Below are 26,454 nucleotides of genomic sequence, written 5' to 3'. Positions count from 1 at the left end.
CGCTGAGCAGGCCGAGTAAAGCCGCCATGGAAAAAACTACATAATAAGGTTAATTTTTAAACGTGGCGGGAATTGGGCGAAATTGGCTTGGTTTTGGCCGGTTTAGGTGAATCTGCGCTATAATTCGGACGTCTGCAGGTGATCTGTTGTCGCATTGGGAACAATAGTCGCGAATTCGACCAATGAGGACGACTCAGCTCGGCCCCCTACATCCGCCGTTCATAAAATGATGAAAAAAAGTGCAGTTGGTGATTGCAGCCCGCGTTCAGTGGTGCGACAAAACGCCATGGAGTTCGTCATTAAGTGGCACGGAGGATTGTATGACCGGCATTAAAGAACCCAGCTTTCGCGAAAGTGTTGATCTGATGTTCAACAGGGCGGCGTCCCTGATGGATTTGCCGCCCGGTCTGGAGGAAAAGATCCGGGTTTGTAATGCCACTTATACCGTGCGCTTTGGTGTTCGGTTGCGCGGAAAGATCCAAACGTTCACCGGATACCGTTCCGTCCATTCAGAACACATGGAGCCGGTGAAAGGCGGAATCCGCTATGCGCTGGCAGTGAACCAGGACGAGGTCGAGGCGCTGGCGGCGCTGATGACCTATAAATGTGCGCTGGTCGAGGCACCTTTTGGCGGCTCGAAAGGGGGGCTGTGCATTGATCCCCGCCAATACGAAGAACATGAGATGGAACAGATCACCCGCCGGTTCGCCTATGAACTGGCCAAGCGCGACCTGATCAACCCGTCTCAGAACGTGCCCGCCCCGGATATGGGGACGGGAGAGCGTGAGATGGCCTGGATGGCCGACCAGTACGCGCGGATGAACACCCGGGATATCAACGCGCGCGCCTGTGTGACGGGCAAGCCGCTGAATGCGGGTGGCATCTCGGGCCGGGTCGAGGCGACAGGGCGCGGCGTGCAATATGCACTGCGCGAGTTTTTCCGCCATCCAGAGGACGTCAAGAAGGCCGGGATGTCCGGTTCTCTGGACGGAAAGCGGGTCATCGTGCAGGGGCTGGGGAATGTGGGGTACCACGCCGCCAAGTTCCTGAGCGAGGAAGACGGCGCGCGCGTTGTGGGGGTCATCGAATGGGACGGGGCGCTGTACAACCCTGACGGCATCGATGTTGAGGCTGTGCGCCAGTGGATCGTCAAGCATGGGGGCGTCAAGGACTACCCGGATGCAACGCATACGGCGGAAGGTGCTGCAGTTCTGGAAGAAGAATGCGATATTCTGATCCCGGCGGCCCTGGAAGGTGTGATCAATCTGTCGAACGCGGAACGGATCAAGGCCCCGCTGATCATCGAGGCTGCGAACGGTCCGGTGACGGCAGGTGCGGATGAGATCCTGCGCAAGAAGGGCACCGTGATCATCCCGGATATGTACGCTAACGCGGGCGGTGTGACGGTGTCTTACTTCGAATGGGTCAAGAACCTCAGCCATATCCGCTTTGGCCGGATGCAGCGCCGTCAGGAAGAGGCGCGCCATGAGTTGATCGTCAGCGAACTGGAGCGTCTGGATCGCTACCTGGGCGATGCCTGGTCAATGTCACCGGACTTCAAGGCCAAGTATCTCAAGGGTGCGGATGAGCTTGAGCTGGTGCGTTCGGGTCTCGATGACACGATGCGGATCGCCTATCAGTCGATGAGCGAGGTCTGGCATGACCGTGCGGATGTGGATGATCTGCGCACCGCGGCCTATATCGTGGCGATTGATCGCGTCTCAAAAAGCTATCGCGCCAAGGGGCTGTAAACGCCGCGCCAGAATGGCAGGAGAAGCAATGGAAGGCGTGGCGATGTCGTCACGCCTTCTTTATGTGTCGCTGTGTGGCAAGTTCTTGTCGAAATCAGAGGCGGCATCGGGCCTGCGTCCGGGTACCTCTGATCTGACTGGAGCAGGTTCCAGCGCAGCGCAAGGAGGGGCGAATGCGGTTTTCCGGGTTTCGGGTTCTCAGAGAAGGACTGACCGGCAACAAGGGATGGACCCCTCATTGGCGCGATCCTGCGCCGAAACCCGAGTATGACATCGTCATCATCGGCGGCGGCGGTCATGGGTTGAGCACGGCGTATTATCTGGCCAAGGAACATGGCCTGACCAATGTTGCGGTGTTGGAGAAAGGCTATATTGGCGGAGGCAATGTTGGGCGCAACACGACGATTGTGCGGGCCAATTATTTCCTGCAGGGCAATTCCGAGTTCTATTCGCATTCGCTGAAACTGTGGGAGGGTCTTGAGGAGGACCTGAATTACAACGTGATGCACTCGCAGCGCGGGATCATCAACCTGTTCCACTCGGACGGGCAACGCGATGCAGCCGCGCGGCGGGGCAATATGATGATCAGCCAGGGCGATGACGCGATCCTGTTGAGCCGGGATCAGTTGCGAGAGATGTTGCCTTATCTGAATTACGACGATCTGCGGTTTCCGCTATATGGCGGGTTGTACCATCCGCGTGGTGGCACGGCGCGGCATGATGCGGTGGCATGGGGTTATGCGCGTGGAGCGGATCAGCGCGGCGTGGATCTGATCCAGAACTGCGAAGTCACCGGGATCGATATCGAAAACGGTTCAGTGCGGGGTGTGCAGACATCACGCGGGCCGATCCGGGCGAAGAAAGTGGCCATGGTTGCCGCAGGCCGATCCGGGCAGGTGGCGGCGATGGCCGGGATGCGGCTGCCGATTGAAAGTCATGTGTTGCAGGCCTTTGTGACCGAAGGGTTGAAGCCCTGCATCGACCATGTGGTGACCTTTGGCATGGGGCATTTCTATATCAGCCAGTCGGATAAGGGCGGGTTGGTGTTTGGCGGCGATCTGGATTTCTACGCCTCTTACGCGGCGCGGGGAAACCTGCCCACGGTGGAAAGCGTGATGGAGGCCGGGGTCGCCCTTATGCCAATGATCGGCAAGGCGCGGGTGCTGCGATCCTGGGGCGGGATCATGGATATGTCGCCGGATGGCTCTCCGATCATTGATCGCACGGATATCGACGGGCTCTATCTGAATTGCGGCTGGAACTATGGTGGGTTCAAGGCGGTACCGGGTTCGGGCAACGTGTTTGCGCATCTGATCGCGACGGATCGGTACTATGAGAACGCGACCGGGTTCCGTCTGGATCGCTTCCGCACCGGGCGCGGGATTATTGATGAAGAGGGCAAGGGCTCTCAACACAATCTGCATTGAGGGTGGCGATGTTGGATTTGAGTATTTTTGAAAAGATGAAGCAGGGGATGCGGGTATGAGGATTACCTGTCCTTATTGTGGTGAACGCGACCGGCGCGAGTTTTATTGTCGTGGTGCGGCCGTCGATCTGGACCGTCCCGCCCCGGATGCCGGGGCTGAGGCTTGGGACGATTTTGTCTATCTGCGAGACAATCCGGCGGGCGCGACGCGGGAGCTTTGGTATCACGAAGGTGGCTGCGGCGCTTGGATCGTCGTGACGCGCGATACGGTTACGCATGAGATGTTGGGCTCGCAACTGGCGTCTGAGGTGCAGGCATGAGGGTCGCGGGCAAGGGGCTGGTTGATCGGACGCAAACGGTGCCGTTTGTGTTTGATGACGTCGGTTATGAAGGGTTTCAGGGCGACACAGTGGCCTCGGCTCTGTTGGCCAATGGCGTTCGGCTTTTCGGGCGGTCGTTCAAATATCACCGCCCGCGCGGGGTGCTGACGGCGGGCAGTGAGGAACCCAACGCATTGGTGACGGTCGGCCACGGGGCGGCGCAAGAGCCCAATGTGCGTGCCACCATGCAGGAGATTTACCCTGGGCTTGAGGCGCGCAGCCAGAACCGCTGGCCCAGTCTTGGGTTTGATGTGATGGCGGTCAATGATCTGGCCGCGCCGTTTCTGGGCGCGGGGTTTTATTATAAGACCTTCATGTGGCCCAAAAGCTTTTGGGAAAAGCTTTATGAACCTGTGATCCGCCGCGCCGCCGGGCTGGGGGCGCTGTCCGGGGAGGATAATGCTGACAAGTACGAAAGCGCCTATGCCTTCTGTGATCTGTTGGTCATTGGTGCCGGGCCTGCGGGGTTGATGGCTGCATTGACCGCCGCGCGCGCCGGGGCGGATGTTATTCTGGCGGATGAAAACGCGCGGATGGGCGGGCGGTTGTTGGCCGAGACCTATGAGGTTGATGGCAAGCCGGGTCCTGCCTGGGCGGATGAGGTTCTGGCCGAACTCAGCAGCATGGACAATGTGCGCTTGATGGCCCGCACCACGGTCGCGGGTGTCTATGATCAGGGCACCTATGCGGCGCTGGAGCGGGTGCTGCATCATTCGGATCGCCGCCCGAATGGGGCGCCGCTGGAAACGTATTGGCGGATCGTGGCGAAGCGATCTGTTCTGGCCGCAGGGGCGTTGGAGCGCCCGGTCGCCTTCCGCGACAATGACCGTCCGGGGATCATGACGGCCGGGGCCGTGCGGGCCTATCTGAACCGCTGGGGCGTCAGCCCGGGGCAGAACGTGACCATCTTTGGCAACACCAATGACATCCACCGAACCGCGCGGGATTTGCTGGACGCCGGTGTGCATGTCGCCGCAGTGATCGACAGCCGCCATGATGCGCCTTTGTCTGATGAGTACGAAGTGCTGCGCGGTGCTCAGGTCTGTGGCAGTTCCGGTCGCAAGGGGCTGGAATCGATCACGGTGCGGCGTCCAAGCGGCGAAGAACGTATTCAATCGGATTGTCTGGCGATGACCGGCGGGTGGAATCCCTCGGTCCACCTGACCTGTCACATGAATGGCCGCCCGACTTGGAAGCGTGAGATCGAAGGCTTTGTGCCCACACCCGGCGCTGTTCCGGGTATGGTGACGGCAGGGGCCTGCAACGGCACGTTCTCGACCGCGTCTTGCTTGCGCGAAGGGGTTGAGGCGGCTGAAGGCGTACTGGCTGATCTGGGTTTGAAAGCGCCTAAGACCGTTCTGCCGCAGGCCGAGGATACGCCTTATGAGATTACTCAGCTTTGGGCCGTTCCCGGCAAGGGGCGCGCTTGGCTGGATTTCCAGAACGATGTGACGGTGAAAGATGTCAAGCAGGCCGCGACCGAGAACTTCAGGTCCGTCGAGCATATGAAGCGTTACACGACGCAAGGCATGGCGACCGATCAGGGCAAGAACTCGAACGTGGCGGCGCTGGCCATTTTGGCCGATGCCACCGGGCGGGGGATACCCGAGACCGGGACCACCACGTTCCGCCCACCATATTCCCCGATTGCCATTGCGGCGCTGGGTGCCGGTGCGGAAGGAAAGGGGTTCAAACCTCAGCGCTTTACCACATCGCATAAGGCGACCATTGCGCGGAAGGCTCCGTTGATTGAGGCGGGTTTGTGGTACCGGCCCAGTTACTTCCCGCGGGACGGGGAAACCAACTGGCGGCAATCCTGTGACCGTGAGGTCAATATGGTGCGTCAGGCCGTTGGGGTCTGCGATGTATCGACGCTTGGCAAGATCGACATTCAGGGGCCGGATGCGGGAGCGTTTCTGGATTTCGTCTATACGAACATGTTCTCGACCCTCAAGGTTGGCCGCGCGCGTTATGGCCTGATGCTGCGCGAGGATGGGTTCGTCATGGATGATGGCACCACCGCGCGGCTGGGCGAGACGCATTACCTGATGACCACGACCACCGCTGCGGCGGGCGAGGTGATGAAACATCTGGAGTTTGTGCATCAGGGCCTGCGCCCCGATCTGGATGTCTCGTTCACCTCGGTGACCGAGCAATGGGCGCAATTCGCTGTGGCCGGGCCGAAATCGCGCGAGGTGTTGAACGGCTTGTTGGATACCCCGCTGGATGATGACAACTGGCCGTTCATGGCCTGTGGGCCGGTCTCGGTGCTGGGCGTTCCGGGGCGTTTGTTCAGGATTTCATTTTCGGGCGAGCATGCCTATGAGATCGCCGTGCCCGCGCGCTATGGCGCGAGCCTGTTCGATATTCTGACCGAACGGGCCGAGGCGCTGGGCGGAGGTCTTTACGGGATGGAGGCACTGAACGTTCTGCGCATCGAGAAGGGCTTTATCACGCATTCCGAAATCCATGGTCGGACAACCGCGTATGATATCGGCATGGGGCGGATGGTGTCGCAGAAGAAAGACTGTATCGGCAAGACCATGTCTGAACGTCCCGGGCTGGAAGAGGACGGGCGCGAACGCTTGGTCGGGCTGAAACCCATCGGGGAAAGCAAGGAGTTACTGGCCGGTGCGCATCTATATGACGAGGAAGCCGAGCCGGTGCGCACCAATGATCAGGGCTATCTGACCTCGGTCTGCTATTCGCCGACGTTGCAGTCGATGCTGGGGCTGGGTTTCCTTGCGGACGGGCCGGACAGGTACGGGGAAATCGTGAAGATGGTCGATCACCTGCGCGGCGTGACGACCCTGTGCGAAGTGGTGAATCCGGCCTTTTTTGACCCCGAAGGAGGGCGTGTGCGTGGATAAGCTGATTGCGATAACCCCCTGCAACGGATTGCTGCCGCTGACAGTCGGTTCGGTGGCGCTCAGCGAAGAAGACGTGGGCGCGATCCATTCGATCTCGCCTTTCAAAGGCAAGCAAAAGGCGGTGTCCGATGCAATGAAGGTCGCGCATGGGATCACCTATCCGGCGGCCAACAGGGCAACAGGTAAGGCGGGCGCGCGGGCGGTCTGGTTCGGTTATGCGCAGGCGCTGCTGATGGGGCCGGAACCGGATGCGGCGCTGCGAGACCATGCGGCGATTGTGGATCAGTCCGACGCGTGGACCATCGTACGGCTGCAGGGGGCCGGGGCCGAGGACGTTCTGGCGCGGCTTGTCCCTCTTGATATGCGGCCCGCGCAATTCAAACGTGGCCACACGGCGAGGACTTTGCTGTTCCACATGGCCGTCTCGGTCACACGTGTCGGAGAAGGTGTATTTCAGATCATGGTGTTCCGGTCGATGGCTGAAACATTGGTGCATGATCTGAAAAGGGCGATGGAAGGTGTTGCGTCGCGCGGGTAGGATCAACGGAACTCAACTGATTCCGGAGCCGCGCCATGTTTCGCCCATTGCTTGCCTTGATCCTTCTGTCGACACCCGCCTTTGCGCAGGAAACCAAAGAGGAAAGCTGCAGCTATCAGGCTGACGTCGTTCGTGCGATTCAGAAGGCGCGACTGGATCGGGTCAAAGAGGCGGATGTTGCGGCGACAATCGCCTCTGGCAATCCCGCATGGCCGTCCAATTACAGTGCGGCGATCCCGCAATTGACGTCGTGGGTTTATGAGCAAAAACGGCGGGACCTGCGCAAGACGGATTTTGGCGGCGTGCTGTATCAGCAGTGCGTCGATAACTGGGATCAGATTCAGGCCCTGAAAAACAACCTCAACAACTGATATGTCGCTGCCCCCCGGATTTCTGGATGAACTGCGCACGCGCCTCAGCCTGTCTCAGGTTGTCGGGCGCAAGGTCATGTGGGACCAGCGCAAATCCAATCAGGGCAAGGGCGATATGTGGGCACCGTGCCCGTTTCACCACGAAAAGACGGCGTCGTTCCATGTCGATGACCAAAAGGGATTTTACTACTGTTTCGGCTGCCATGCCAAAGGCGACGCGATCAGTTTTGTGAAAGAGACCGAGAATGTCTCGTTCATCGAAGCGGTTGAGATTCTGGCGCGCGAGGCCGGGATGCCGATGCCCGCGCGCGACCCCAAGGCGCAGGAAAAACAAGACCGCCGTGCGCAACTGGCCGAGGTGATGGAACAGGCGGTACAGTTCTTCCGTCTGCAATTGAAGACCGGGGCAGGGGCTGCGGCGCGCGATTACCTGACGCGTCGGGGCTTGGATGTGCAGGCTTTGGATCGGTGGGAGATCGGGTTTGCCCCGGATGGCTGGCAGGCGTTGTGGGATCATCTGACTGGCAAGAATGTTGCCGAGGACCTGATCCTAGGCGCGGGGCTGGCCAAGCCATCGAACAAGGGCAAGAAACCCTATGACACGTTCCGCAACCGGATCATGTACCCAATCCGCGACCCGCGCGGGCGGTGCATCGCGTTTGGCGGTCGGGCGATGGACCCCAATGACAACGCCAAATACCTGAACTCACCCGAAACCGAGTTATTCGACAAAGGCCGCAGCCTCTACAATCACGGCCCTGCGCGGCAGGCGGCGGGCAAAGGACAGCCGCTGATCGTGGCCGAAGGGTATATGGACGTGATCGCACTGGCCGAAGCCGGGTTCGGCGCGTCGGTCGCTCCGTTGGGAACCGCGATTACCGAGCATCAGTTGCAACTGCTCTGGCGGATTTCCGATGAGCCGATCATTGCGCTGGACGGTGACACCGCAGGGCTACGCGCGGCGATGCGGGCGGTCGATCTGGCCCTGCCGCTGCTAGAGGCAGGCAAGTCCCTACGCTTTGCCCTGATGCCCGAAGGTAAGGACCCGGACGATCTGCTGCGCGCCGATGGGCCGGGGGCGGTACAAGCGGTGCTGGAAGGCGCGATACCGATGGTCAAGCTGCTGTGGCAGCGTGAGACCGACGGCAAGGTCTTTGACAGCCCCGAGCGCAAGGCGGCTTTGGACAAGTCGCTGCGTGAGAAGATCAAGCTGATCCGCGATCCCTCAATCCGGTCCCATTACGGGCAGGAAATTAAGGACTTGCGCTGGCAATTGTTTCGCCCGCAGCGACAATCGTCAAATCGCCAATGGCAGCCGCGTGGCAAGTGGCAACCGCAGGCGCAGCCTGCGACACCGGGCGCGCGGGCGTCGTTTCTGGCCTCGGCCGAGAACGCGGATATCCAACTGCGCGAAGCGGCCATTTTGGCAATTGCCATTCTAAATCCGCAGGTTGTGGTGCAATTCGAAACCCAATTGGAAGAAATGGAGTGCCACGATCCCGACCACGCGGCGCTGCGCGGCGCGATCCTGCGGCACGCGATTGACGATCCCGAAAACCTGCAAGACCACATCATGCAAACTTTGGGGCCTGAACCCCTTGAAAACCTGCTGGCCCTTCGCCATGTGGCAGTGATCCCCTGTGTGTATAAACCGGGCGACGTTGAAAAGGCCGAGATGACGCTGGCCGAGGAACTCGCAAAGATCAAAGCGCTCCGGGGGTTGGATGCTGAGATTGCCGAAGCGGCGGAGGAGTTGTCTGATCTGGCCGATGAGGCGCTGACATATCGGCTGGCACAAGCCGCCGAAGAGCGCAACCGTACAAGCCGAAGCCAGAATGAGGACAGGGCCGTTTTCGACATCGCCGACAATGGTGCGCGAATCAACCGCGACGAGAAAGACGCGTTTGAGGCCATCATGTCTGGTATTAATTTCGAGCGGAAACGCCGGTAAACTGGTGTTTTCGTAAGGCACTGGAGAAGAAAAACAGGTAAACGGGTGGCCGAATCACTTCTACGCGCTAATGATTCGGCTCTAACGAATCACCCATCCCTGCAGGAGCATTGAATGGCCGCCAAGGATACGAACGAAGACCGCAAATCCGACGAGCAGGAACAGGAAATCTCACTGGACATGAGCCAGGCCCAGGTCAAGAAGATGATCGCCGAGGCTCGCGAGAAAGGCTACATCACATACGACCAGCTCAATCAGGTGCTGCCGCCTGATCAAGTCAGCTCGGAACAGATCGAGGACGTGATGTCGATGCTGTCCGAGATGGGCATCAACATCATCGAAGATGAAGAAGCCGAAGAAGAAGAGAACAAAGGCTCGACCGAACTGGTCACCACTGACACCAACCGCGAGGTTGCGCTGTCGAGCGGGCAGACCGAAAAGCTGGATCGCACCGACGATCCCGTGCGCATGTATCTGCGCGAGATGGGATCGGTCGAACTGCTGAGCCGCGAGGGCGAGATTGCCATCGCCAAGCGGATCGAAGCGGGTCGCAACACGATGATCGCGGGCCTCTGCGAAAGCCCTCTGACCTTCCAGGCGATCACCATCTGGCACGACGAATTGCTGTCCGAAGACATTCTGCTGCGCGATGTCATCGATTTGGAAACCACCTTTGGCAACCAGATGGACGAAGATGGCGACGTGCAGGAGCCGGTCGTTGACACCTCGGCCGTTCAGGCGGCGAAGCCGGAAAAAGACACTGGCCCGGAACTGGACGCCGACGGCAATCCGATTGCCAACGACGACGACGATGACGAAGACGATCAGGCCAATATGTCGCTGGCCGCGATGGAAGCTGCCCTGAAAGATCAGGTACTGACAACGCTGGAACGAATCTCGACCGATTTTGCAATGCTGTCGGAAATGCAGGACAGCCGGATTTCGGCCACCCTGAACGAAGACGGCACGTTCAGCGAAAAAGACGAAGAGACCTATCAGAAACTGCGCGCCGAGATTGTGGAACTGGTGAACGGGCTTCACCTGCACAACAACCGGATCGAAGCTCTGATTGACCAGCTCTATGGCATCAACCGCCGCGTCATGTCGCTGGACAGTGCGATGGTGAAACTGGCCGACCAGGCCCGTATCAACCGTCGCGAGTTTATCGACGCATACCGTGGCCGCGAACTGGACCCGAACTGGCTGTCCGAGATGGCGGAAAAGCCGGGCCGGGGCTGGCAGATGTTCATCGAACGCTCAACCGACAAGGTTGAGGAACTGCGCAACGATATGGCTCAGGTCGGGCAATATGTGGGTCTGGATATTCCTGAATTCCGCCGCATCGTGCAGCAGGTTCAGAAGGGCGAGAAAGAGGCCCGGCAGGCCAAGAAGGAAATGGTCGAAGCCAACCTGCGTCTTGTGATCTCAATCGCCAAAAAATACACGAACCGCGGCCTGCAATTCCTTGATCTTATTCAGGAAGGTAACATCGGCCTGATGAAGGCGGTGGACAAGTTCGAATACCGCCGTGGCTATAAGTTCTCGACCTATGCGACATGGTGGATCCGTCAGGCGATCACGCGGTCTATCGCGGATCAGGCGCGCACCATCCGTATTCCGGTTCATATGATCGAAACGATCAACAAGCTGGTGCGGACCGGTCGCCAGATGCTGCACGAAATCGGACGCGAGCCGACGCCGGAGGAACTGGCTGAAAAGCTGCAGATGCCGCTTGAGAAGGTGCGCAAGGTGATGAAAATCGCCAAAGAGCCGATCAGCCTTGAGACGCCGATTGGCGATGAGGAAGACAGCCAACTGGGTGATTTTATCGAGGACAAGAATGCTGTGCTGCCGCTGGACAGCGCCATTCAGGAGAACCTCAAGGAAACGACGACCCGCGTTCTGGCCTCGCTTACGCCGCGTGAGGAGCGGGTTCTGCGGATGCGTTTTGGTATCGGCATGAACACCGACCATACGCTGGAAGAGGTCGGCCAGCAGTTCAGCGTGACCCGCGAACGTATCCGTCAGATCGAGGCGAAAGCGCTGCGCAAGCTGAAACATCCCAGCCGGTCGCGAAAACTGCGATCCTTCCTGGATCAGTAGGCTCGGTACATGTTGAAAAAGGCGCCTCTGGTCGGGGCGCCTTTTTCTATGGTGTAGACAAACCAACACGCATGTTCACGTTGGCGGAACCTCGGATCAAATTGGCGAGAAGTCACAAGGTGCAAAGAGTGGGGCCTTCTATATGCAAGATGTCCACTCACGGGACAGGCCGGGGCGAGGTGAATTACTGATGACCCCCGGCCACCATCACTCTGAAGACAGCGGGTGATCCACGCGTTTGCGGAAATTGCTGGGGGCCTGTCCGGTCCAACGCTTGAAAGCGGTCGAAAACGCAGCCTGATCGGCATAGCCCAGAGCGTAGGAAATCTCGGACAGGTTCATGCCGTTCTTGATGAACGTCTGCGCCAGATCGCAGCGCAGGTCATCCACGATGGCGCGATAGCTGGTGCCTTCATCAGCCAGACGACGTGCCAGGGTGCGTGGGCTCAGCCCCAGTTCTGCAGCTACTTCTTCGGCCTGAATGATGCCACCGGGCAGGGATCGCGTGATCAGGCCCTCGACCTTACCGCATGTCCTTAGCTTTGGTGAACTGCGATCAGCCAGCAACCGTTCGCCATATTCCAGAAGATGGGCCCGCAGACTTGGATCAAAGGTGGGCACGGCCAAGTCGAGAGAGGGCAGAGACAGAATGATCTCGGGGCACTCCGCACCGAAGGTTACCGGAAACCCGCCGATCTTTTCATATTTTATGGCATGTTGCCCGACCTCGTGCTGGAATCGTACTTCGATCGGATGCAAGTTGACCTGCGTGAGCGCGCGCATCCGGGCGACGCCTGCGAACAGAAGGAACTCGGTCCGGCGATGATAGCGTGAAAAGCCGGGATCTTTCCAACGCCCCTCAAGCGTCGCCGCGTTTCCCGAGATGTTCAGGCTGAAGGCAAGCGCTGGATCAATGATGCCGTGAAAGCGGGCTGTGTTTTCCAGGACCTGTTTCAGGTCGCGCGAGTATTTACTGATATAGGCCGTCACGCTGGACGAATATGTGAATTCAAGCCCTGCCCGAGCGCCAAACGTTACGTCCCCGACAATGTCGCAGGCATAGCGCACAAACTGCGCTTCGTTATGAATGCTGCAATGGGTCGTCGGAGGTGTCAGGTCAGAGCGGGACAGCCCGGCGCTGTCCAGCGCGCGATCCACGGCCGGGGGATCACCTGTTTGCTGCTCCAACGCCTTGGCCAAAACTTGCACTCGTGAAATATCGACGTCCATTTGTTAGGCCACCTGGCGATCTGATCAGTCCAAAATCTCTTTGATTACATGCCACTTTATACGACGAACCGCCTGCTGCGCAAAACAGTTGCGGGACATTTGTCTGAAGTTCGCAAAAAACTGGCTGAAACGCACAATACCCTGACCGGACGCTTGGCTATGTTACAGCAGGTGTCGGGTCAATGCCGGATGGGGATGCGGTCAGAGCCGGAGCGGGACGGTCCACCAAGCCGCGCCGAAAGGTTCCCCGACACGCAATCTCTGACGGTGTCCAGTTTACTCTTCCCGGCTCGCAATATGTGGTTTGAAATCGGCTGGAAAGCCGTGCAAACTACGTCAAGGGCGGGTGTTCACGAGGTTTTCCTGATATCTGACGCCCGCTCACGTCTTGACATGACCAACCTGAATTGAGCGTGAGTATTGGTGTTTCCTACGGTGAGAAGTCCTATCTTCAGATCAGGTAATACAGGATGATGTTAACGATGAAACAAAAGATTTTCGGAGCGTTAATCGCCGCATTGGCGCTGAGCACTCCCGCCGCCGCCAACACTTTTGGATTTGGCTTTCAGAAAGTTGGCCTGACGGCGACCGAGTTCGAGGTTATTCCGCGTTCGCGACGCGATGTGGACGGGTATTGGTGCGCGGCAGCGGACTACGCGCGTCGAGCATTGGGTGCGGGCTGGAAACAACGCATCTATGTGGTACGCGGATACGGGCCCAGCAAGGCGACTGGTCGGCGAACTTCGGTCGAATTCTCAATCGTGCCTCCGAAAGACGTGCCGCAATCCACCAGTTTTGTTGAGATCGGCTTTAAACCGGGGCAAAGCATGACGGTCCAAAAAGCCACAAGCTTTTGCGACCGCCGGCTTATCTTGAGTGACTAAAGGCGATACACGCATTGCAGACTGAACTTTCTGTTTCGACAAATGGGCCCGGACTTTATGAGTTCACTTCGGACGTTTGGCGTTTGCTTGCGCCGGTCGATGGCAACGGTCTGCTGACCCTTTTTGTCCGCCATACATCTTGTTCGCTTTTGATACAGGAAAACGCGGACCCCGAAGTGCAGACAGACTTGCGGGCTTTCTTTGATCGGTTGGTGCCCCCCTCGACCCACCCGGCCATGGCGTATCTGCGCCACACCTATGAAGGCCCCGATGACATGCCTGCACATATCAAGGCCGCCATGATGCCGGTATCCTTATCGATCCCGGTATCTGGCGGCCAGATGGCTTTGGGCACATGGCAGGGCATTTACCTTTTCGAACACCGCACTGCCCCGCATATCCGCAAGATTGCAGCGCATTTTGGCTGACCCTTTATTTTGCGGTGGGAAATTCCGACTACCCAAACCCTAGCGGCTGCCCTATAGTTGTGGATAAGTAGGCCACAGCGCTTACAAAAAGAGGTGAGCTAGGGACGAGGAGACGGCGGATGCGCTGCCCGTTTTGCGGAAATATCGACACTCAGGTCAAGGATTCACGCCCGGCGGAGGATCACGTGGCAATCCGTAGGCGTAGGTTCTGCCCCGCGTGTGGCGGCCGGTTTACCACCTATGAACGGGTGCAACTGCGCGATCTGGTGGTGATCAAGACCAATGGCAAACGCGAAGATTTTGACCGCGACAAGCTGGAACGCTCGATCCGCATCTCGATGCAGAAACGGCCCATCGAACCGGATCGGATCGACCAGATGATCTCGGGCATTGTGCGGCGTCTGGAAAGCATGGGTGAGACGGATATCCCGTCCAACAAAATCGGCGAAATCGTCATGGAGGCGCTGGCCCGGATTGACACGGTTGCATATGTTCGCTTTGCAAGTGTCTACAAGAATTTCCAGGCGGCCGATGATTTCGAGGAGTTTGTCCACGAGTTGCGCCCGCCGCAGCCCTCGACGGATGAGTGAGCGAAACAGATAAGCGATATATGGCGCTGGCCCTGTCTTTGGGGCGGCGTGGACAGGGGCAAAGCTGGCCCAACCCGTCTGTCGGGTGTGTCGTGGTGCGCGGCGGTCGCATTGTCGGTCGTGGGTGGACCCAGCCGGGTGGTCGCCCGCACGCGGAAACCGAGGCGCTCGCGCAGGCTGGTGAGGCCGCACAGGGAGCAACCGCCTATGTGTCGTTGGAGCCTTGTGCACATCATGGCAGAACGCCGCCCTGCGCGCAGGCTTTGATTGACGCTGGGATCACCCGTGTGGTGTCACCGATGGAAGACAGTGATCCACGTGTGGCAGGGCAGGGCTTTCAGATGTTGCGCATGGCGGGGGTCGAGGTCTCGACAGGAGTTTTGACGGATCAAGCCGCACGCGATCATGCCGGTTTCTTCCTGAAAATCGAGCAGGGACGCCCCTTTGTGACCTTGAAACTGGCCAGCAGCTTTGATGGCCGGATTGCAACGGAAACCGGGCATAGCCAGTGGATCACGGGGCCTCAGGCGCGGCGTGCCGTTCATGCCATGCGGGCCCGACATGATGCGGTTGTTGTAGGGGCCGGAACGGCACGGGCAGATGATCCATCACTTACTGTGCGCGATCTTGGCATCGACCGGCAACCGGTGCGTGTCGTGGTGTCCCGTCATCTGGACATTCCGCTGTTGGGGCAATTGGCGCGGACCGCATCTGACGTTCCCGTCTGGTTGTGCCATGGCCCGCACCCGGATGCCGAGCGTGCCCGAACCTGGCAGGGCTTGGGCGCACGGTTGATCCCATGTGCATTGCGCGATCATCAGATTGACGCGGCAGATTTGCTTCAGCAATTGGGGCATGCGGGCCTGACCCGCGTGTTTTGCGAGGGCGGTTCGGCTCTGGCGGCATCCTTGTTGGCGGATGATCTGGTTGACGAGCTTGTGGGCTTCACCGCAGGTCTGACCATCGGGGCTGAAGGCCTGTCGGCGATTGGGGCCCTTGGACTGGAAACCCTGACCGACGCGCCACGGTTCGATCTGATTGAAACGCAGGTCGTCGGTAAGGATGTTCTGCACAGGTGGCGGCGTTCGACCAGATAACCTCAGCGCCAGATACCGGCATGCGAGGCCAGCGCGCCCTGCACCTTTGACAGAACCCGGTTAAGTCGCCCTGATGGCGGCACATCTCCCGTGGCCAGCCGGTCAATGACGACCTCGACCGGGCAGGGCAATTGCGTGACGGGGTCGTAATAGCGCGGGTAGTCGATCAAGGTGGCGTGAACCAGGCCCGACAGCGACGGATGCGCCCCGCGCCGCGCGGGAACAGCTCCCAGATCCCGCGTCAGACCCCAACCAGCGTAAAACGGAGCACCCAGCGTTGTCACCGGAATACCCCGAAGCAAGGCCTCGAAGCCCAGAAGCGAGGTCATGGTCCACACTTCGTCGACCTGCGCCAAAATCCGGGCAGGGTCTGTGGCCGAGGCGATGACGTCCGCCAGCCCGTCCGCCTCCACGTGTCCTTCGCGCAGACCCGCCTCGACATCCGGGTGCGGTTTGTAGATCAGAATGGCGTGTGGGTTGGTTTCACGGGCGGTTTTCAACAGGTCGAGATTGGTGCGCACCGTGCTGGTGCCCAACCGGATCGAGGCATCGTCCTCGACCTGTCCCGGCACAAGAATGCGATAGCCTTTGGGCAGGTCGGGGGCATCGCCGCCTGCGTTGTATTTACTGATGCCATTACTGATGAGCCGCTGTCTCAACTGGTCCGCGCGCAACTCCTGATCCGGGCGCAGGGTCTCGCGGGTTGCGATCCATTCCTCCAGCCGGCTGGGTTTGGTCGGGTCATAATATATACCCAGATCATCAGTCACCAGCGACAGCGGCGGCACGAGATTTGCGCCCAAACCCCGCGACCTTACAAAGCCGTCCTCAACCCGAATGACATCCGGCGCCGCACCTGCGCGACTGGCCCAGACCATATGGGGCGTCGGACGGTTTGGCTGAGGGTTTTCCGTAAACGTCATCTTGCCATAGCGCCCGAACATCTTCTGCAGATGCCGTCGTTTCCACACCCGCATACCCGAAGCCGTCCAGCCCAGCCGATCTTGCCGCCACGCGCGGGTTTGCGCCTCAAGCGTGTTCAAAACGCTTTCGAATTCGCAAAGCTGGTCGTGATAGGGATCATACCACGTCGGATAAAGGATCATCGCGGCGGCAAACAACTGCGCGCGGGTCAGGTTTCTCTGCCGCCGGGTCAAAGGGACATCATCCTGCGTCAAGCCCCACCCGGAATAAAAGGGCTGACCAAAAACACGGGGTTTGTGCCCGGCCAGAATGGCCTCGAATCCAAGCTGGGATGACAGGGTATACACCGCGATCGCGCCATCCAGCAAAACCCACGGGCTGATCGGATCGCGCAGGATGGTGATGCGGTCGGTTTCGTCCTGTTCCGAGTAGTGCCCGCGCCGATGCCCGGCGACCGTCTCGGGATGCGCCTTGATGATGATCCGCGCGCCTGGGTTTTCCTCTTGCGCGATCACCAGCATCTCTCGGAACCTTGCCAGATCACCATCGCTGGCCGCGACCGCTGCGTCGCCCTGTGTTTGATCGATCACCAGAACATAGCCGGGATCAGGAGCGGCCAGATCAGTATCGACAGCGGCGTATTTGCTTAGATGCAGGTCGCGTAGCCGGGCGATGCCGCCGCGCGCACGGTTCAAAAGCGCGGTGTCATCCAACGGGTGCGTGCCAAGCAGATGTTCCAGATCGGATGAGGAGGAGGGATCGAAATGCAGCCCGGTGCGATCGAGCACCAGACCCAGGGGCGCTTCGCCCTGTCGACCGGGGTAAAGTGACCTGAGAAACGCATCCTCGACCCGCAATACGGGCAGGTCGTGTTTTGCGGCCATGCGCAAGCCACGATGCGCGGTCGGGCTGTTGCCCCATACTCCGATCATGTCACCGGCTTTTGGCATGCCGAGGCGAATGTCGTAGCCCTTCAGCGACAGAATGCGGCGCAGCCTGCGGTTTGTCAGAAACCCGCCGTTGTAAACAAAAAGCCGGGAGCGCGCACCCCCGGCCAATTGTTCCGTTTCAGCGTGCTGCATCAATTGCCCGTCAACGTGGCCACATTGGCAAACGGGGTCAGGCCGCCTGCGATCAATGAAATCGATTTGCTCCACTGAGCATAAGGCGCTTCTGTGACGTAGATCGTGTCATCATCGCGGATGACAAAATCGCGCGCTACAAACAGGCCGTTGGGGGCCGTCAGGTTCAGAAGGTAGATCATGCGCTGGTCACCTTGCAGGTCGGGCCGTCCCATGATCGTGCGGGCGATGTCCTGCCGTTCGCGACGCAGGATGAATATCCCGGTCGGATCCGATGACAGGGATAACAGCCCGCCGACCTGCGCCAAAGCCTCAAGCGCCGAGAGGTCCTGACTGTCAAACGCCACGCGGGATTGCCCGCCGGTCGCCCCAAGTGCGACGTAGGATCGGCTGTCTTCCTCGACCAGAATGCGATCCCCGCCGCGCAGAGCGATATCAGTCTCGGGCTTGCGGAACAGATCTTCGTACCAGACGGTTCCGCGATTGCTGCCGCGGATAACGGTGACCATGGCGATATCCGACGAAACCGAAACCCCGCCTGCCTTGGCCAGCATGGTCGACAATGTACTGGTCGGACGCTCGATCGGGTAAATGCCCGGCGCGCCGATTGTACCGGTCAGTGAGACCGACGAGCCATCGCCCGCCACACGCGTTACCTGCACTTGCGGATCGGGCGTCTGTTCTTCCAGCTTGGCTGAGATCAATGCCCGGAGCTGTTCGGGTGTATTCCCCGCCGCCCGCAAGCGACCCGCGTAAGGGACAAAGATATACCCTTCGCTGTCTACCTGCACTTCGTCCAGATTGGTCGCGCCACCTGTTGCCGTCGTCAAAAGCCCGTCTTCCACGTTTTCCCAGACAGTCAGACCCAGCACATCACCGGGGCGGACGGTGTCAGAGGCCACGCTCTGTGCGCCTAGGAATGTCTGCGAGAATCCAAATTGCGGGACCGAGGACGTCGCGCGGGTCACGCGGTCATCCACTTCGACCACAAAAGCGTTTCCACCGTTTTCTACCGACCCGGAAAGGATCTGGTTCTTGTTCGGACCGGATTTCGGAAGCTGGCAGGCTGCCAGTACGCACAGGGACGCAACAAGGGTAACCCCCCGGATCCATCGGGTTGGAAAACACTGCACTGCCGATTTACCTCAGTCGTCTTTGTTTTTCGCATGTTAGCCCGATCACCGGATAACTTCCAGCGACAGGTGGGGCACGCTCATCGGACCACCCGTAACTGTGGCGCTGGAGCCTCTGTCCCCGTCAGGACGGTTTGGTAGGGGTCCTGTTCCTGCAGCATCATATCGACGGCCCGCCGCAGCAACTGGCGCCGTCCGCGCCACGAATAATAACCACCGGGCACCTGGCTCGTTTCCAGCAGAAACTGACGATAGGTGCGGTACGCGGATTTGTCTGGCGCTATTGGTTGAGCAAAGAACGCATCGATTGGTTGCCGGGACACAAATTCGGGCTTGCCGAAGACCGACCGCCCCAATGCCCGCAACGGGATACCCCGCCACAGCACCTGTTGCCCCGCCGTGGAGTTGATCGTCACGGCTGAACTTGCATCATCCAGCAATTTCGCCAGTTTGCCGCCCGGGACATAGTGAACCCGGTCCGCGATGCCCAGCTGTCGCGCAGCCTTGCGAACCCTTTGGCCCAATGCCTCGCGATGGTTTTCCAGAGGATGTTCCTTGATCACCAGATGATGATGCGCGGGGGCACCCCGGGCAAACCCTTTCACGACCTCATCGACGAAATCCCCCATGCAGCTATAGTCGGAATGCGCCTGAACCGAACTGTCATGCCCCAGTTGCAGCAGCGCCAAATGGTACGGGAATCCGCCACGCCGGACCCGAGCAGTGGCCACGCCCCGCTGAATTCTGTGTAGCGGCATCAAGCATAAGCGTTTGAAGTATAGCTGGAACTCCCGGCCGACTGACAGCTCGCGGTGAGTGCGGAAATTACGGTATCGCCGGTTCAGAAACAGAACGAACCAATGGTATGCCGCGCCATAGAAGATATGCTGGCGCATATCCCCCCAATGGGACGGGGGCGGTGCCGACGGGGTTTCCGACTGTTCCAGCGCGGCCCGCATCTGGGACACATCCAGGTCCATCAGTCTCGAATTGCCGTTTGAGCCATTTCTCTCATACGTCACCCACCAGGGGCGCAGATATCCTTCCTCAAAAACATGCACGGTGATACCACGCGCCCGCGCAATTCTGATTGCCTGTGCATGGACCGGGCGCGTGTCGCCATACAAAACGATGTCCGTGATCTGGTGCGTGTCGAGTAACCCACTAAACGTGTCCGGCCAGGCGTCAGGCCTGCCCAGATAGGGAATGTAGCTGCCGCGGTCCCGCCAAAAGGCTTGGTCCCCGGCATTGAAGCCGACGCGCCAGACCTTGCAGCCCGCAAAACGCAACATTCGGCCAAGCCGATGAAAGAACGGCCCGTGTGGTCCCTGAAGAAACAGAAACGCCCGAGGGACGGGCTGTGTTGAGGGTATTGCCATTCTGGCTGCTCGTTTTCTTGTCGCTGCGTTTCGTTTCAAAAATATGCCCTTTTGGTGCATTCCGGGCAAGCCAGGGCTTGTCGCCTGAGGCACGGACCTTTACCTCGGCTTACGAAGATAAGCGCAGAGGGTTAATCAGATGTTTACAGGGATCGTCACGGATATCGGCGCAGTAACCGAGCTTGACCAACAGGGCGACCTGAGGGCGCGGATCAAGACAAGCTATGACACCAGCGGCATTGATATCGGGGCCTCGATCGCCAGCGACGGCGTGTGCCTGACCGTGATCGCATTGGGGCACGATTGGTATGACGTGCAAATCAGTGCTGAAACGGTGTCGAAAACCAATCTCGACACATGGCGCATTGGCAAACGCCTTAACCTTGAACGCGCGCTGAAGGTGGGCGACGAACTGGGCGGACATATTGTATCGGGTCATGTGGACGGGGTGGCAGAGGTCATCGCAGTGCAGGACGAGGGCGACAGCACACGCGTGACCTTGCGTGCGCCTCGTGATCTGGCGCGGTTCATTGCCCCCAAAGGCTCGGTTGCGCTGAATGGCACTTCGTTGACCGTGAATGATGTGGATGGGTGCGATTTCGGCATCAACTTCATCCCGCACACCAAAGAGGTCACGACCTGGGGTGATGTCGCCGTCGGTGATCGCATCAACCTTGAGATTGACACCCTTGCGCGATACGTGGCGCGTCTGGCGGAAATGTCCTGACGCTCAGGTCGTTGGCCCGAAACGCGCGGTCAGCATTTTGGCCAGCCACCAGAGAAGGACAGCAAGCGCGGTTGCGGCGTAGCCGTCGACGGCATAATGCCATGCCAGATGTACCGATCCCAACACAATGACAACTGCAAAAGCGGTCAGCGCCCAGCCCAGCCAGCGTGAATATGTAAACCCATACAGGGCAAGCACAACGCTGGTTGCGACATGCATACTCGGCATTGCCGAAATCCCTTTGATCGGCCCATCGTTAAAGTGACCGTCCAGTAGTTTTTGATGCCACTCCAGGGCCCAGACCGGGCTGATTGCATGAGACTGTTCCAACAACTCCAATTGTTGGACATAGAGGTCTCCGAACCCGAAGGCCTGATAGTAGACTGGTCCGACGGATGAGAAAATGATTGCCAGAAGGTTCCCGCCAACTGACCAGCACATCGCAAAAGCCACAAGAAAAACCATGCTGCGGTTAGGGTCTCTCCGGTCAATGCAAGCCAGACAAACGGCCATGTAGATCAGGATGAACCAGCCATGGTATGCCATGTTTATCAGGGTTGTGATGTACGGCGAGCCCAGTACGGGATGCAAAATCTGCCAAACGTCGTATCCGCCGTGCAGGCTGCGGTCTAACTGGGCGAAGAACGGATCCCACGAGTAAAAATTAACTTCCGGGATGACGTCCTTTATGTATGAAAATGTGCATATCAGCACGGCTATGCTCAGGTACCCGGCTGCGAAATCCAGGTTTCTGTCGCGATGCGACAGGATGGAACGGGCATCATTGATCATCCATTGGATCGGCTTTTGTGGCCGAACCTTGAAAACCGCCACAGCGAACCGCCAAAGAAAGAAATTGGCGATCATGAACAGGGTGAGAACACGGAAGGAATTGAAGACTTTTGGCGCCGTTGACGTCCAAAACGATTGACCAAGATAAAGGCTGACCGCGATGCCTCCGATCACGTGTAAGCCCATTACTGAAAACAACAATCTGTTTCGTCTGATTGTTCCGGATAGCTTGAAATTGCTGACCTGTAATTCGGAAGAATACGTCACTGTTGGTAAATCTCTCGTTAAATGGTGCGCAGCATATTCTGGCTGGATTCAGTCTGAGGCCACCCAAAGGCCAGAATTGGGCAATTTGCGGACAATGCCCGCCGGTTTGACGTGAAATTTCCTTTTGAGTGAACAATTGAGTCGTTATGGCAAAACCGACCTGACAAAGGAAGCCGACCGACCCATCGCCTCGGGGCGCCTTGCGCGGCAGTGAAAGCCCCGAATACGGTTGAAACCTTGTGGTTGCACTCTGGTAATCGCGACCGCGCTGGTCTATCCCGCCTTACAATAACGCTCTGTGAAAGGCTGCCCCATGAGCTTTGAAACCCCCGGACCCGTCGAGGCGAAGCTGCGCGACGCGATCAGCCCGATCGAAGAGATCATCGAAGCGGCGCGTCACGGTCAGATGTATATTCTGGTTGACCATGAGGATCGCGAGAACGAAGGGGATCTGGTGATCGCCGCCGAATATGCCGACGCCGAAGCGATCAATTTCATGGCCACGCATGGGCGCGGGTTGATTTGCTTGCCGATGACGGCCGAGCGGATTGAGGCTCTGGGTCTGCCGATGATGGCCGTGAACAACTCGTCCCGGCATGAGACCGCGTTCACCGTGTCCATCGAAGCCCGGGAAGGTGTCTCAACCGGTATCTCGGCTGCGGACCGGGCGCTGACGGTGGCGACCGCGATCAACGAACAGAACACCATGGCTCATATCGCCACGCCGGGGCATGTCTTTCCTCTGCGGGCAAAACGGGGCGGGGTGCTGGTGCGGGCCGGGCATACTGAAGCGGCGGTGGATATCTCGCGCCTGGCCGGCCTGAAGCCCGCCGGGGTGATCTGCGAGATCATGAACCCCGACGGCACCATGGCACGGCTGCCGGATCTGGTGGAATTCGCCAAAACGCACAATCTGAAAATCGGCACCATCAGTGACCTGATTGCGTATCGTTCGCGCAACGACAACCTGGTGGTCGAAACCTCGCGCGAGTCGGTGACTTCGGAATATGGCGGTGAGTGGGAGATGCGGATTTTCACCGACCAGACCCATGGCATCGAGCATGTGGTCATGATCAAAGGTGATATCACCACGCCCGAGCCGGTACTGACCCGGACCCATGCCTTGCATGAAGCGCCCGATATTTTGGGTCTTGGCCCGAAATCCTCGCGCGAGTTGCCCCGTGCAATGGAAAAGATTGCCGCAGAGGGCCGTGGCGTTGTCTGCCTGTTCCGCCAACCGCGAAATTCATTGTATGCGGCCGATGAAGAGGGACCGCGCACCATCAAGCAAACCGGTCTGGGCGCGCAGATTCTGTCCAAGATGGGCATTCAGGAGCTTGTGCTGCTGACCGACTCGCCCGAAACCGTATATCTGGGTCTCGACGCGTTTGGCCTGTCCATCGTCGGCACCCGCTCCATTCTCAAGGATGACTGATCGTGGCTGAACAAGACAAACATGGCGTCCTGCCGACCCCAACCTTCGACAAGCCGGTGAAACTGCTGCTGGTGGTGGCCCCGTTCTATCGCGCCATTGCTGACAACATGGTCGCCGGAGCCAAGGCCGAGATCGAGGCCGCAGGTGGCACTTGCGACGTGGTCGAAGTGCCCGGCGCGCTGGAAATTCCGACCGCCATCGCTATGGCTGACCGGCAGTGCAACTATGACGGCTATGTGGCGCTGGGCTGCGTTATTCGTGGCGAGACCACGCATTATGAAACGGTGTGTAACGATTCCAGTCGCGCGATCCAACTGATGGGCCTGCAGGGCCTGCTGATCGGCAACGGCATCCTGACCGTCGAAAATGACGAACAGGCCGAGGTCCGCGCAAATCCCGAAAAGATGAATAAAGGGGGCGGAGCGGCCGCTGCGGCCTTGCATCTGATCGCGCTCAGCCGTAAGTGGGGCTCTTCCCAAAAGGGCGTCGGTTTCAAGCCGCCGTCCGAGTCCATCCTTGTGGCGGGCGACAGCAACGGACCCTCGACAGCATGACAAAGACCGACGCGCCGAAACCGGCCAACCAGAAACGCCTGATGAAATCTGCCGCGCGCCTCTATGCCGTGCAGGCGCTGTTTCAGATGGAGCAATCAGGCCAGACGACCGAAGCGGTTGTGCATGAGTTTCTGGATCACCGGTTTGGCGCGGTCTATGAGGGCGCGGAGATGCTTGATGGCGATATCAGCGTGTTTCGCAAGCTGGTGGATGATGCGGTGAATTATCAGGCCCCCATCGACCAGATGACCGATCGCGCGCTGGTGGCGAAGTGGCCCATCGCCAGGATCGATCCAACTCTGCGCGCTGTGTTCCGCGCCGCCGGGGCCGAACTGACCCAAAGCGACACGCCGCCCAAGGTCGTCATCACCGAATTCGTCGATGTCGCCCGCGCCTTCTTCCCCGAAGGCAAAGAGCCCAAATTCGTCAACGCCGTTCTCGACCACATGGCGCGCGAGGCCCAGCCCGAGGCGTTCTGACGCCTTTACGCCGCCCGGACCTGCGCTAGACTTCTTGTATCAGCGCAACGAGGTCCGCCATGCCCAAACTGATCCGCCTTTACATCACTCAGGTCGCCTGGGGGTTTGTCATCTCTGCGGTCTTTGTCGGGGTGCTTCTGGCCTCTAACGTGGCCAATCTGCGTCACTTGATTTCAAGCTCTGAAATCGGCCTGATCGCACTGTTCATGATCTGGTTCATGAACGGCATTGTCTTTGCGGGTGTGCAGTTTGCCTACGCGATCATGAGCATGGCCGAAAAGCCAAACAAACCGCGCGGTGGAACGCCGGTTGCGCATGGGCTTAAGCCCGCGGTGATCAAGCAGGAAGCTCGCGCAGGGCGCTGATATTTCAGGGAAATGTGTGGCGGGACCACCAGTCAACCGTGCGGTGTGATTCCCGAGGACCTGTATGTACAGGTGGGCGCCAGGTAATCAGGCCAGGACCTGAACAGAGCCAGCCCCCTCGGAATTGCTTAAGGCCACCAGAATGCTACCAATCACAAGAAGGGCAGAACCCGCCACGGGCCTAAGTAGGACCTAAAGCGGGTTCGCACAAGGGGTTCATTGGGTGTCAGGCGTCAACAGTTTCGTGCAGCGCTTTGCGCATCTTGCCGAAATGCTCGTCCCAGCCATTGTCCAACGCAAGGATCAGGCCGAAGGCGTCCGCACCCTGTGGCAGACCTTCATGCACCAAGCTGAGGCGAGTGCCCCCGGCGACGGGTTCCAGTGTCCATTTGACGACGCTTACAGCGTCCCCCATCGGTTTCACGGTAAAGGTGTACTCAAGATACTCCGGACGTCGCGCCTCACGTACTTCGCCCCAGATCAGAAGATCACCGCTGGTAGTCCCGAACATCTCAAGCTTTTGGCCCGCAGCCAGGGGCCGTTCGGGCTTGTGGAACCACTCGGCCAGCCTGTCTGGCTCGGTCAGATAGTCCCAAACGACATCCGCCGTCGCACGAAGAAAGATGGTTTTCTGCAAAACTGCGTCAGTCATTTCTTATTCCCTTCAATAGCTTCTTTCAGATTGGCAAGACGATCATCCCAGAACCGGTCGAAGTAGCTGAGCCAGTCCAGAACCGGGGCCATCCCCTGAGGTTCAAGCCGGTTGATGCGTTCGCGTCCCCGGGCCTCGACAGTGATCAAGCCACCGTCTGACAGGACGGTCAGGTGCTTTTTGACCGCTGCCCGGGTCATGTCGAAAAGATCGGTCAGTTGCGCAATCGTCATGTCTTGCGCGGCGAGCATCTGAACAATGTCCCGCCGGGTCGGATCGGCAAGCGCCCGGAACGCATTTTGAGTTTGCGAGTTCATGATAAACTCCATTCAATACCATTTGGTTTCATATTATTGCAATACCAAATGGTATCATGTCAATAAAAAGCAGAAGCTTGATTTTTGTTCACGAATTGTTCACATTTCGGAAATGACACTGGAACTGCAACCCGGACAAAAACTGGCCCGAGGCGTATCAAGGCATCTCGTGACCCATGGCTATGTTTCAATTGAGGAATTCGTGCCCGCCCGAGGGCTGCGGGTCGACGTTATGGGATTAGGCCCAAGGGGCGAGCTATGGGTGGTCGAATGCAAGTCCAGCCGCGCTGATTATCAGTCGGATGCCAAGTGGCAGGGCTATCTGGAGTGGTGCGATCGATTCTTCTGGGCAGTCGATACCGACTTTCCGACCGAGTTGCTGCCACCGGAAACCGGTTTGATCATCGCAGATGCCTATGATGCCGAAATCATTCGTATGAGCCCGGAAAGCAAGCTGGCCCCGGCGCGACGCAAAAAGATGATCCAGAAGTTTGCCGTGGATGCCGCCCGCAGATTGCAGGCCTTGCGCGATCCCCGACTTTAGCCTTTGACGGCGCGCGCGGCTTCGGCGGCGGCGCGGATCTCCTCGGCGATTTCTTCGGCTTCTTCCGGGTCGAAATCCATCGGAATCTCGATCCCGGCGCCTTCGATGAACAGGCGCACCATGCCCTGATCGGTCGGACCGATTTGCAGGTTCGCTTCGATATCGCGTTCGGTGTTGATGCCCAT

General features: G+C 58.9%; 26 protein-coding genes. 18 read left to right on the top strand and 8 right to left on the bottom strand.

The features are described 5' to 3' along the window. The first annotated feature begins 320 nt into the window (after window positions 1-320). The 8 genes from ACRZ9X_RS02775 (at window position 321) to rpoD (ending at window position 11,390) form a co-directional block, all read left to right on the top strand. Window positions 321-1,751: a Glu/Leu/Phe/Val family dehydrogenase gene (locus ACRZ9X_RS02775; protein WP_480515826.1), complete on the top strand. Its 1,431-nt coding sequence runs from the start codon at window positions 321-323 to the stop codon at window positions 1,749-1,751. A 173-nt stretch (window positions 1,752-1,924) separates the two neighbouring features. Next, window positions 1,925-3,178, top strand: a complete 1,254-nt coding sequence (locus tag ACRZ9X_RS02770) for a sarcosine oxidase subunit beta family protein (RefSeq protein WP_480515825.1) — start codon at window positions 1,925-1,927, stop codon at window positions 3,176-3,178. 55 nt (window positions 3,179-3,233) lie between these two features. Next, window positions 3,234-3,497 (top strand): sarcosine oxidase subunit delta, encoded by a 264-nt coding sequence (locus tag ACRZ9X_RS02765; protein WP_480515824.1) that lies wholly within the window; start codon window positions 3,234-3,236, stop codon window positions 3,495-3,497. Beyond that, window positions 3,494-6,427 (top strand): sarcosine oxidase subunit alpha family protein, encoded by a 2,934-nt coding sequence (locus tag ACRZ9X_RS02760; protein ID WP_480515823.1) that lies wholly within the window; start codon window positions 3,494-3,496, stop codon window positions 6,425-6,427. The genes ACRZ9X_RS02765 and ACRZ9X_RS02760 overlap by 4 nt, the downstream gene beginning before the upstream one ends. After that, entirely contained in the window at window positions 6,420-6,965 is a 546-nt protein-coding gene (locus tag ACRZ9X_RS02755) for a sarcosine oxidase subunit gamma (RefSeq protein ID WP_480515822.1), read from the top strand. Before ACRZ9X_RS02760 ends, ACRZ9X_RS02755 begins: the two co-directional genes overlap by 8 nt. 35 nt (window positions 6,966-7,000) lie before the next feature. Next, on the top strand, window positions 7,001-7,336 hold the full coding sequence (locus ACRZ9X_RS02750; RefSeq protein WP_480515821.1) for a hypothetical protein: 336 nt from the start codon (window positions 7,001-7,003) through the stop codon (window positions 7,334-7,336). 1 nt (window position 7,337) lies between these two features. After that, on the top strand, window positions 7,338-9,287 hold the full coding sequence (gene dnaG, locus ACRZ9X_RS02745; protein ID WP_480515820.1) for a DNA primase: 1,950 nt from the start codon (window positions 7,338-7,340) through the stop codon (window positions 9,285-9,287). A 114-nt stretch (window positions 9,288-9,401) separates the two neighbouring features. Further along, window positions 9,402-11,390 carry an RNA polymerase sigma factor RpoD gene (gene rpoD, locus ACRZ9X_RS02740; protein ID WP_480515819.1) on the top strand — a complete coding sequence of 663 codons (1,989 nt, stop codon included), beginning with the start codon at window positions 9,402-9,404 and terminating at the stop codon, window positions 11,388-11,390. Between the two features lie 207 nt (window positions 11,391-11,597). Here rpoD and ACRZ9X_RS02735 read toward each other — a convergent pair whose 3' ends face one another. Next, window positions 11,598-12,620, bottom strand: a complete 1,023-nt coding sequence (locus ACRZ9X_RS02735; protein ID WP_480515818.1) for an AraC family transcriptional regulator — start codon at window positions 12,618-12,620, stop codon at window positions 11,598-11,600. 482 nt (window positions 12,621-13,102) lie between these two features. Here ACRZ9X_RS02735 and ACRZ9X_RS02730 point away from each other — a divergent pair, with 482 nt between their 5' ends. The 4 genes from ACRZ9X_RS02730 (at window position 13,103) to ribD (ending at window position 15,619) form a co-directional block, all read left to right on the top strand. After that, window positions 13,103-13,504, top strand: a complete 402-nt coding sequence (locus ACRZ9X_RS02730; RefSeq protein WP_480515817.1) for a hypothetical protein — start codon at window positions 13,103-13,105, stop codon at window positions 13,502-13,504. A 14-nt stretch (window positions 13,505-13,518) separates the two neighbouring features. Continuing rightward, on the top strand, window positions 13,519-13,932 hold the full coding sequence (locus ACRZ9X_RS02725) for a secondary thiamine-phosphate synthase enzyme YjbQ (RefSeq protein WP_480515816.1): 414 nt from the start codon (window positions 13,519-13,521) through the stop codon (window positions 13,930-13,932). A gap of 119 nt (window positions 13,933-14,051) precedes the next feature. Continuing rightward, on the top strand, window positions 14,052-14,522 hold the full coding sequence (nrdR, locus tag ACRZ9X_RS02720) for a transcriptional regulator NrdR (RefSeq protein ID WP_170792101.1): 471 nt from the start codon (window positions 14,052-14,054) through the stop codon (window positions 14,520-14,522). Further along, the gene (ribD, locus tag ACRZ9X_RS02715; RefSeq protein WP_480515815.1) at window positions 14,519-15,619 is read left to right on the top strand and encodes a bifunctional diaminohydroxyphosphoribosylaminopyrimidine deaminase/5-amino-6-(5-phosphoribosylamino)uracil reductase RibD; all 1,101 of its coding nucleotides are present in this window, start codon (window positions 14,519-14,521) and stop codon (window positions 15,617-15,619) included. Before nrdR ends, ribD begins: the two co-directional genes overlap by 4 nt. Window positions 15,620-15,621: 2 nt before the next feature. Here the strand turns inward: ribD and ACRZ9X_RS02710 are convergent, their stop codons facing one another. From ACRZ9X_RS02710 to ACRZ9X_RS02700, 3 genes are all read right to left on the bottom strand, one after another. After that, entirely contained in the window at window positions 15,622-17,625 is a 2,004-nt protein-coding gene (locus ACRZ9X_RS02710) for a capsular polysaccharide biosynthesis protein (protein ID WP_480515814.1), read from the bottom strand. Beyond that, the gene (locus ACRZ9X_RS02705) at window positions 17,625-18,758 is read right to left on the bottom strand and encodes a polysaccharide biosynthesis/export family protein (RefSeq protein WP_480515813.1); all 1,134 of its coding nucleotides are present in this window, start codon (window positions 18,756-18,758) and stop codon (window positions 17,625-17,627) included. The genes ACRZ9X_RS02710 and ACRZ9X_RS02705 overlap by 1 nt, the downstream gene beginning before the upstream one ends. An 80-nt stretch (window positions 18,759-18,838) precedes the next feature. Next, on the bottom strand, window positions 18,839-20,137 hold the full coding sequence (locus tag ACRZ9X_RS02700) for a capsule biosynthesis protein (protein ID WP_480515812.1): 1,299 nt from the start codon (window positions 20,135-20,137) through the stop codon (window positions 18,839-18,841). A gap of 139 nt (window positions 20,138-20,276) precedes the next feature. Here ACRZ9X_RS02700 and ACRZ9X_RS02695 point away from each other — a divergent pair, with 139 nt between their 5' ends. Continuing rightward, window positions 20,277-20,864 (top strand): riboflavin synthase, encoded by a 588-nt coding sequence (locus tag ACRZ9X_RS02695; RefSeq protein ID WP_480515811.1) that lies wholly within the window; start codon window positions 20,277-20,279, stop codon window positions 20,862-20,864. A gap of 3 nt (window positions 20,865-20,867) precedes the next feature. Here the strand turns inward: ACRZ9X_RS02695 and ACRZ9X_RS02690 are convergent, their stop codons facing one another. After that, entirely contained in the window at window positions 20,868-21,830 is a 963-nt protein-coding gene (locus ACRZ9X_RS02690) for a phosphatase PAP2 family protein (RefSeq protein ID WP_480515810.1), read from the bottom strand. 406 nt (window positions 21,831-22,236) lie between these two features. Between ACRZ9X_RS02690 and ribB the strand changes: the two genes are divergently transcribed. From ribB to ACRZ9X_RS02670, 4 genes are read left to right on the top strand one after another with little or no spacing between them, the layout of a single operon-like run. Next, window positions 22,237-23,358: a 3,4-dihydroxy-2-butanone-4-phosphate synthase gene (gene ribB, locus ACRZ9X_RS02685; RefSeq protein WP_480515809.1), complete on the top strand. Its 1,122-nt coding sequence runs from the start codon at window positions 22,237-22,239 to the stop codon at window positions 23,356-23,358. A gap of 2 nt (window positions 23,359-23,360) precedes the next feature. Beyond that, window positions 23,361-23,912 (top strand): 6,7-dimethyl-8-ribityllumazine synthase, encoded by a 552-nt coding sequence (locus ACRZ9X_RS02680; protein WP_480515808.1) that lies wholly within the window; start codon window positions 23,361-23,363, stop codon window positions 23,910-23,912. Next, window positions 23,909-24,391, top strand: a complete 483-nt coding sequence (nusB, locus tag ACRZ9X_RS02675; protein ID WP_480515807.1) for a transcription antitermination factor NusB — start codon at window positions 23,909-23,911, stop codon at window positions 24,389-24,391. Before ACRZ9X_RS02680 ends, nusB begins: the two co-directional genes overlap by 4 nt. 59 nt (window positions 24,392-24,450) lie before the next feature. Beyond that, on the top strand, window positions 24,451-24,756 hold the full coding sequence (locus tag ACRZ9X_RS02670; protein WP_480515806.1) for a hypothetical protein: 306 nt from the start codon (window positions 24,451-24,453) through the stop codon (window positions 24,754-24,756). Between the two features lie 226 nt (window positions 24,757-24,982). Here the strand turns inward: ACRZ9X_RS02670 and ACRZ9X_RS02665 are convergent, their stop codons facing one another. Continuing rightward, window positions 24,983-25,408 carry an SRPBCC family protein gene (locus tag ACRZ9X_RS02665; RefSeq protein WP_480515805.1) on the bottom strand — a complete coding sequence of 142 codons (426 nt, stop codon included), beginning with the start codon at window positions 25,406-25,408 and terminating at the stop codon, window positions 24,983-24,985. After that, a complete protein-coding gene (locus ACRZ9X_RS02660; RefSeq protein ID WP_480515804.1) occupies window positions 25,405-25,725 on the bottom strand; it encodes an ArsR/SmtB family transcription factor in 321 nt (106 codons plus the stop codon). The genes ACRZ9X_RS02665 and ACRZ9X_RS02660 overlap by 4 nt, the downstream gene beginning before the upstream one ends. A gap of 112 nt (window positions 25,726-25,837) precedes the next feature. Between ACRZ9X_RS02660 and ACRZ9X_RS02655 the strand changes: the two genes are divergently transcribed. Continuing rightward, entirely contained in the window at window positions 25,838-26,269 is a 432-nt protein-coding gene (locus tag ACRZ9X_RS02655; RefSeq protein WP_480515803.1) for an MmcB family DNA repair protein, read from the top strand. On the opposite strand, the gene ACRZ9X_RS02650 is transcribed toward ACRZ9X_RS02655, so the two are convergent. Further along, the gene (locus ACRZ9X_RS02650) at window positions 26,266-26,454 is read right to left on the bottom strand and encodes a DUF6324 family protein (protein ID WP_480515802.1); all 189 of its coding nucleotides are present in this window, start codon (window positions 26,452-26,454) and stop codon (window positions 26,266-26,268) included. The genes ACRZ9X_RS02655 and ACRZ9X_RS02650 overlap by 4 nt on opposite strands.

The organism is Ruegeria sp. AL1 (genome assembly GCF_056540905.1).
The sequence above is the reverse complement of the archived record's forward strand: the minus strand, read 5'-3'. Positions and strand labels throughout refer to the sequence as shown.

What these genes read in the sequence shown, in the direction of transcription:
- ACRZ9X_RS02665 (WP_480515805.1), bottom strand. Translation starts at nt 25,408, where the DNA reads ATGACTGACGCAGTTTTGCAGAAAACCATCTTTCTTCGTGCGACGGCG.
- ACRZ9X_RS02760 (WP_480515823.1), top strand. Translation starts at nt 3,494, where the DNA reads ATGAGGGTCGCGGGCAAGGGGCTGGTTGATCGGACGCAAACGGTGCCG.
- ACRZ9X_RS02710 (WP_480515814.1), bottom strand. Translation starts at nt 17,625, where the DNA reads ATGCAGCACGCTGAAACGGAACAATTGGCCGGGGGTGCGCGCTCCCGG.
- ACRZ9X_RS02730 (WP_480515817.1), top strand. Translation starts at nt 13,103, where the DNA reads ATGAAACAAAAGATTTTCGGAGCGTTAATCGCCGCATTGGCGCTGAGC.
- ACRZ9X_RS02700 (WP_480515812.1), bottom strand. Translation starts at nt 20,137, where the DNA reads ATGGCAATACCCTCAACACAGCCCGTCCCTCGGGCGTTTCTGTTTCTT.
- ACRZ9X_RS02655 (WP_480515803.1), top strand. Translation starts at nt 25,838, where the DNA reads ATGACACTGGAACTGCAACCCGGACAAAAACTGGCCCGAGGCGTATCA.
- ACRZ9X_RS02735 (WP_480515818.1), bottom strand. Translation starts at nt 12,620, where the DNA reads ATGGACGTCGATATTTCACGAGTGCAAGTTTTGGCCAAGGCGTTGGAG.
- nusB (WP_480515807.1), top strand. Translation starts at nt 23,909, where the DNA reads ATGACAAAGACCGACGCGCCGAAACCGGCCAACCAGAAACGCCTGATG.
- ACRZ9X_RS02650 (WP_480515802.1), bottom strand. Translation starts at nt 26,454, where the DNA reads ATGGGCATCAACACCGAACGCGATATCGAAGCGAACCTGCAAATCGGT.
- nrdR (WP_170792101.1), top strand. Translation starts at nt 14,052, where the DNA reads ATGCGCTGCCCGTTTTGCGGAAATATCGACACTCAGGTCAAGGATTCA.
- ACRZ9X_RS02765 (WP_480515824.1), top strand. Translation starts at nt 3,234, where the DNA reads ATGAGGATTACCTGTCCTTATTGTGGTGAACGCGACCGGCGCGAGTTT.
- ribB (WP_480515809.1), top strand. Translation starts at nt 22,237, where the DNA reads ATGAGCTTTGAAACCCCCGGACCCGTCGAGGCGAAGCTGCGCGACGCG.
- ACRZ9X_RS02695 (WP_480515811.1), top strand. Translation starts at nt 20,277, where the DNA reads ATGTTTACAGGGATCGTCACGGATATCGGCGCAGTAACCGAGCTTGAC.
- ACRZ9X_RS02660 (WP_480515804.1), bottom strand. Translation starts at nt 25,725, where the DNA reads ATGAACTCGCAAACTCAAAATGCGTTCCGGGCGCTTGCCGATCCGACC.
- dnaG (WP_480515820.1), top strand. Translation starts at nt 7,338, where the DNA reads ATGTCGCTGCCCCCCGGATTTCTGGATGAACTGCGCACGCGCCTCAGC.
- ACRZ9X_RS02775 (WP_480515826.1), top strand. Translation starts at nt 321, where the DNA reads ATGACCGGCATTAAAGAACCCAGCTTTCGCGAAAGTGTTGATCTGATG.
- rpoD (WP_480515819.1), top strand. Translation starts at nt 9,402, where the DNA reads ATGGCCGCCAAGGATACGAACGAAGACCGCAAATCCGACGAGCAGGAA.
- ACRZ9X_RS02770 (WP_480515825.1), top strand. Translation starts at nt 1,925, where the DNA reads ATGCGGTTTTCCGGGTTTCGGGTTCTCAGAGAAGGACTGACCGGCAAC.
- ACRZ9X_RS02750 (WP_480515821.1), top strand. Translation starts at nt 7,001, where the DNA reads ATGTTTCGCCCATTGCTTGCCTTGATCCTTCTGTCGACACCCGCCTTT.
- ACRZ9X_RS02670 (WP_480515806.1), top strand. Translation starts at nt 24,451, where the DNA reads ATGCCCAAACTGATCCGCCTTTACATCACTCAGGTCGCCTGGGGGTTT.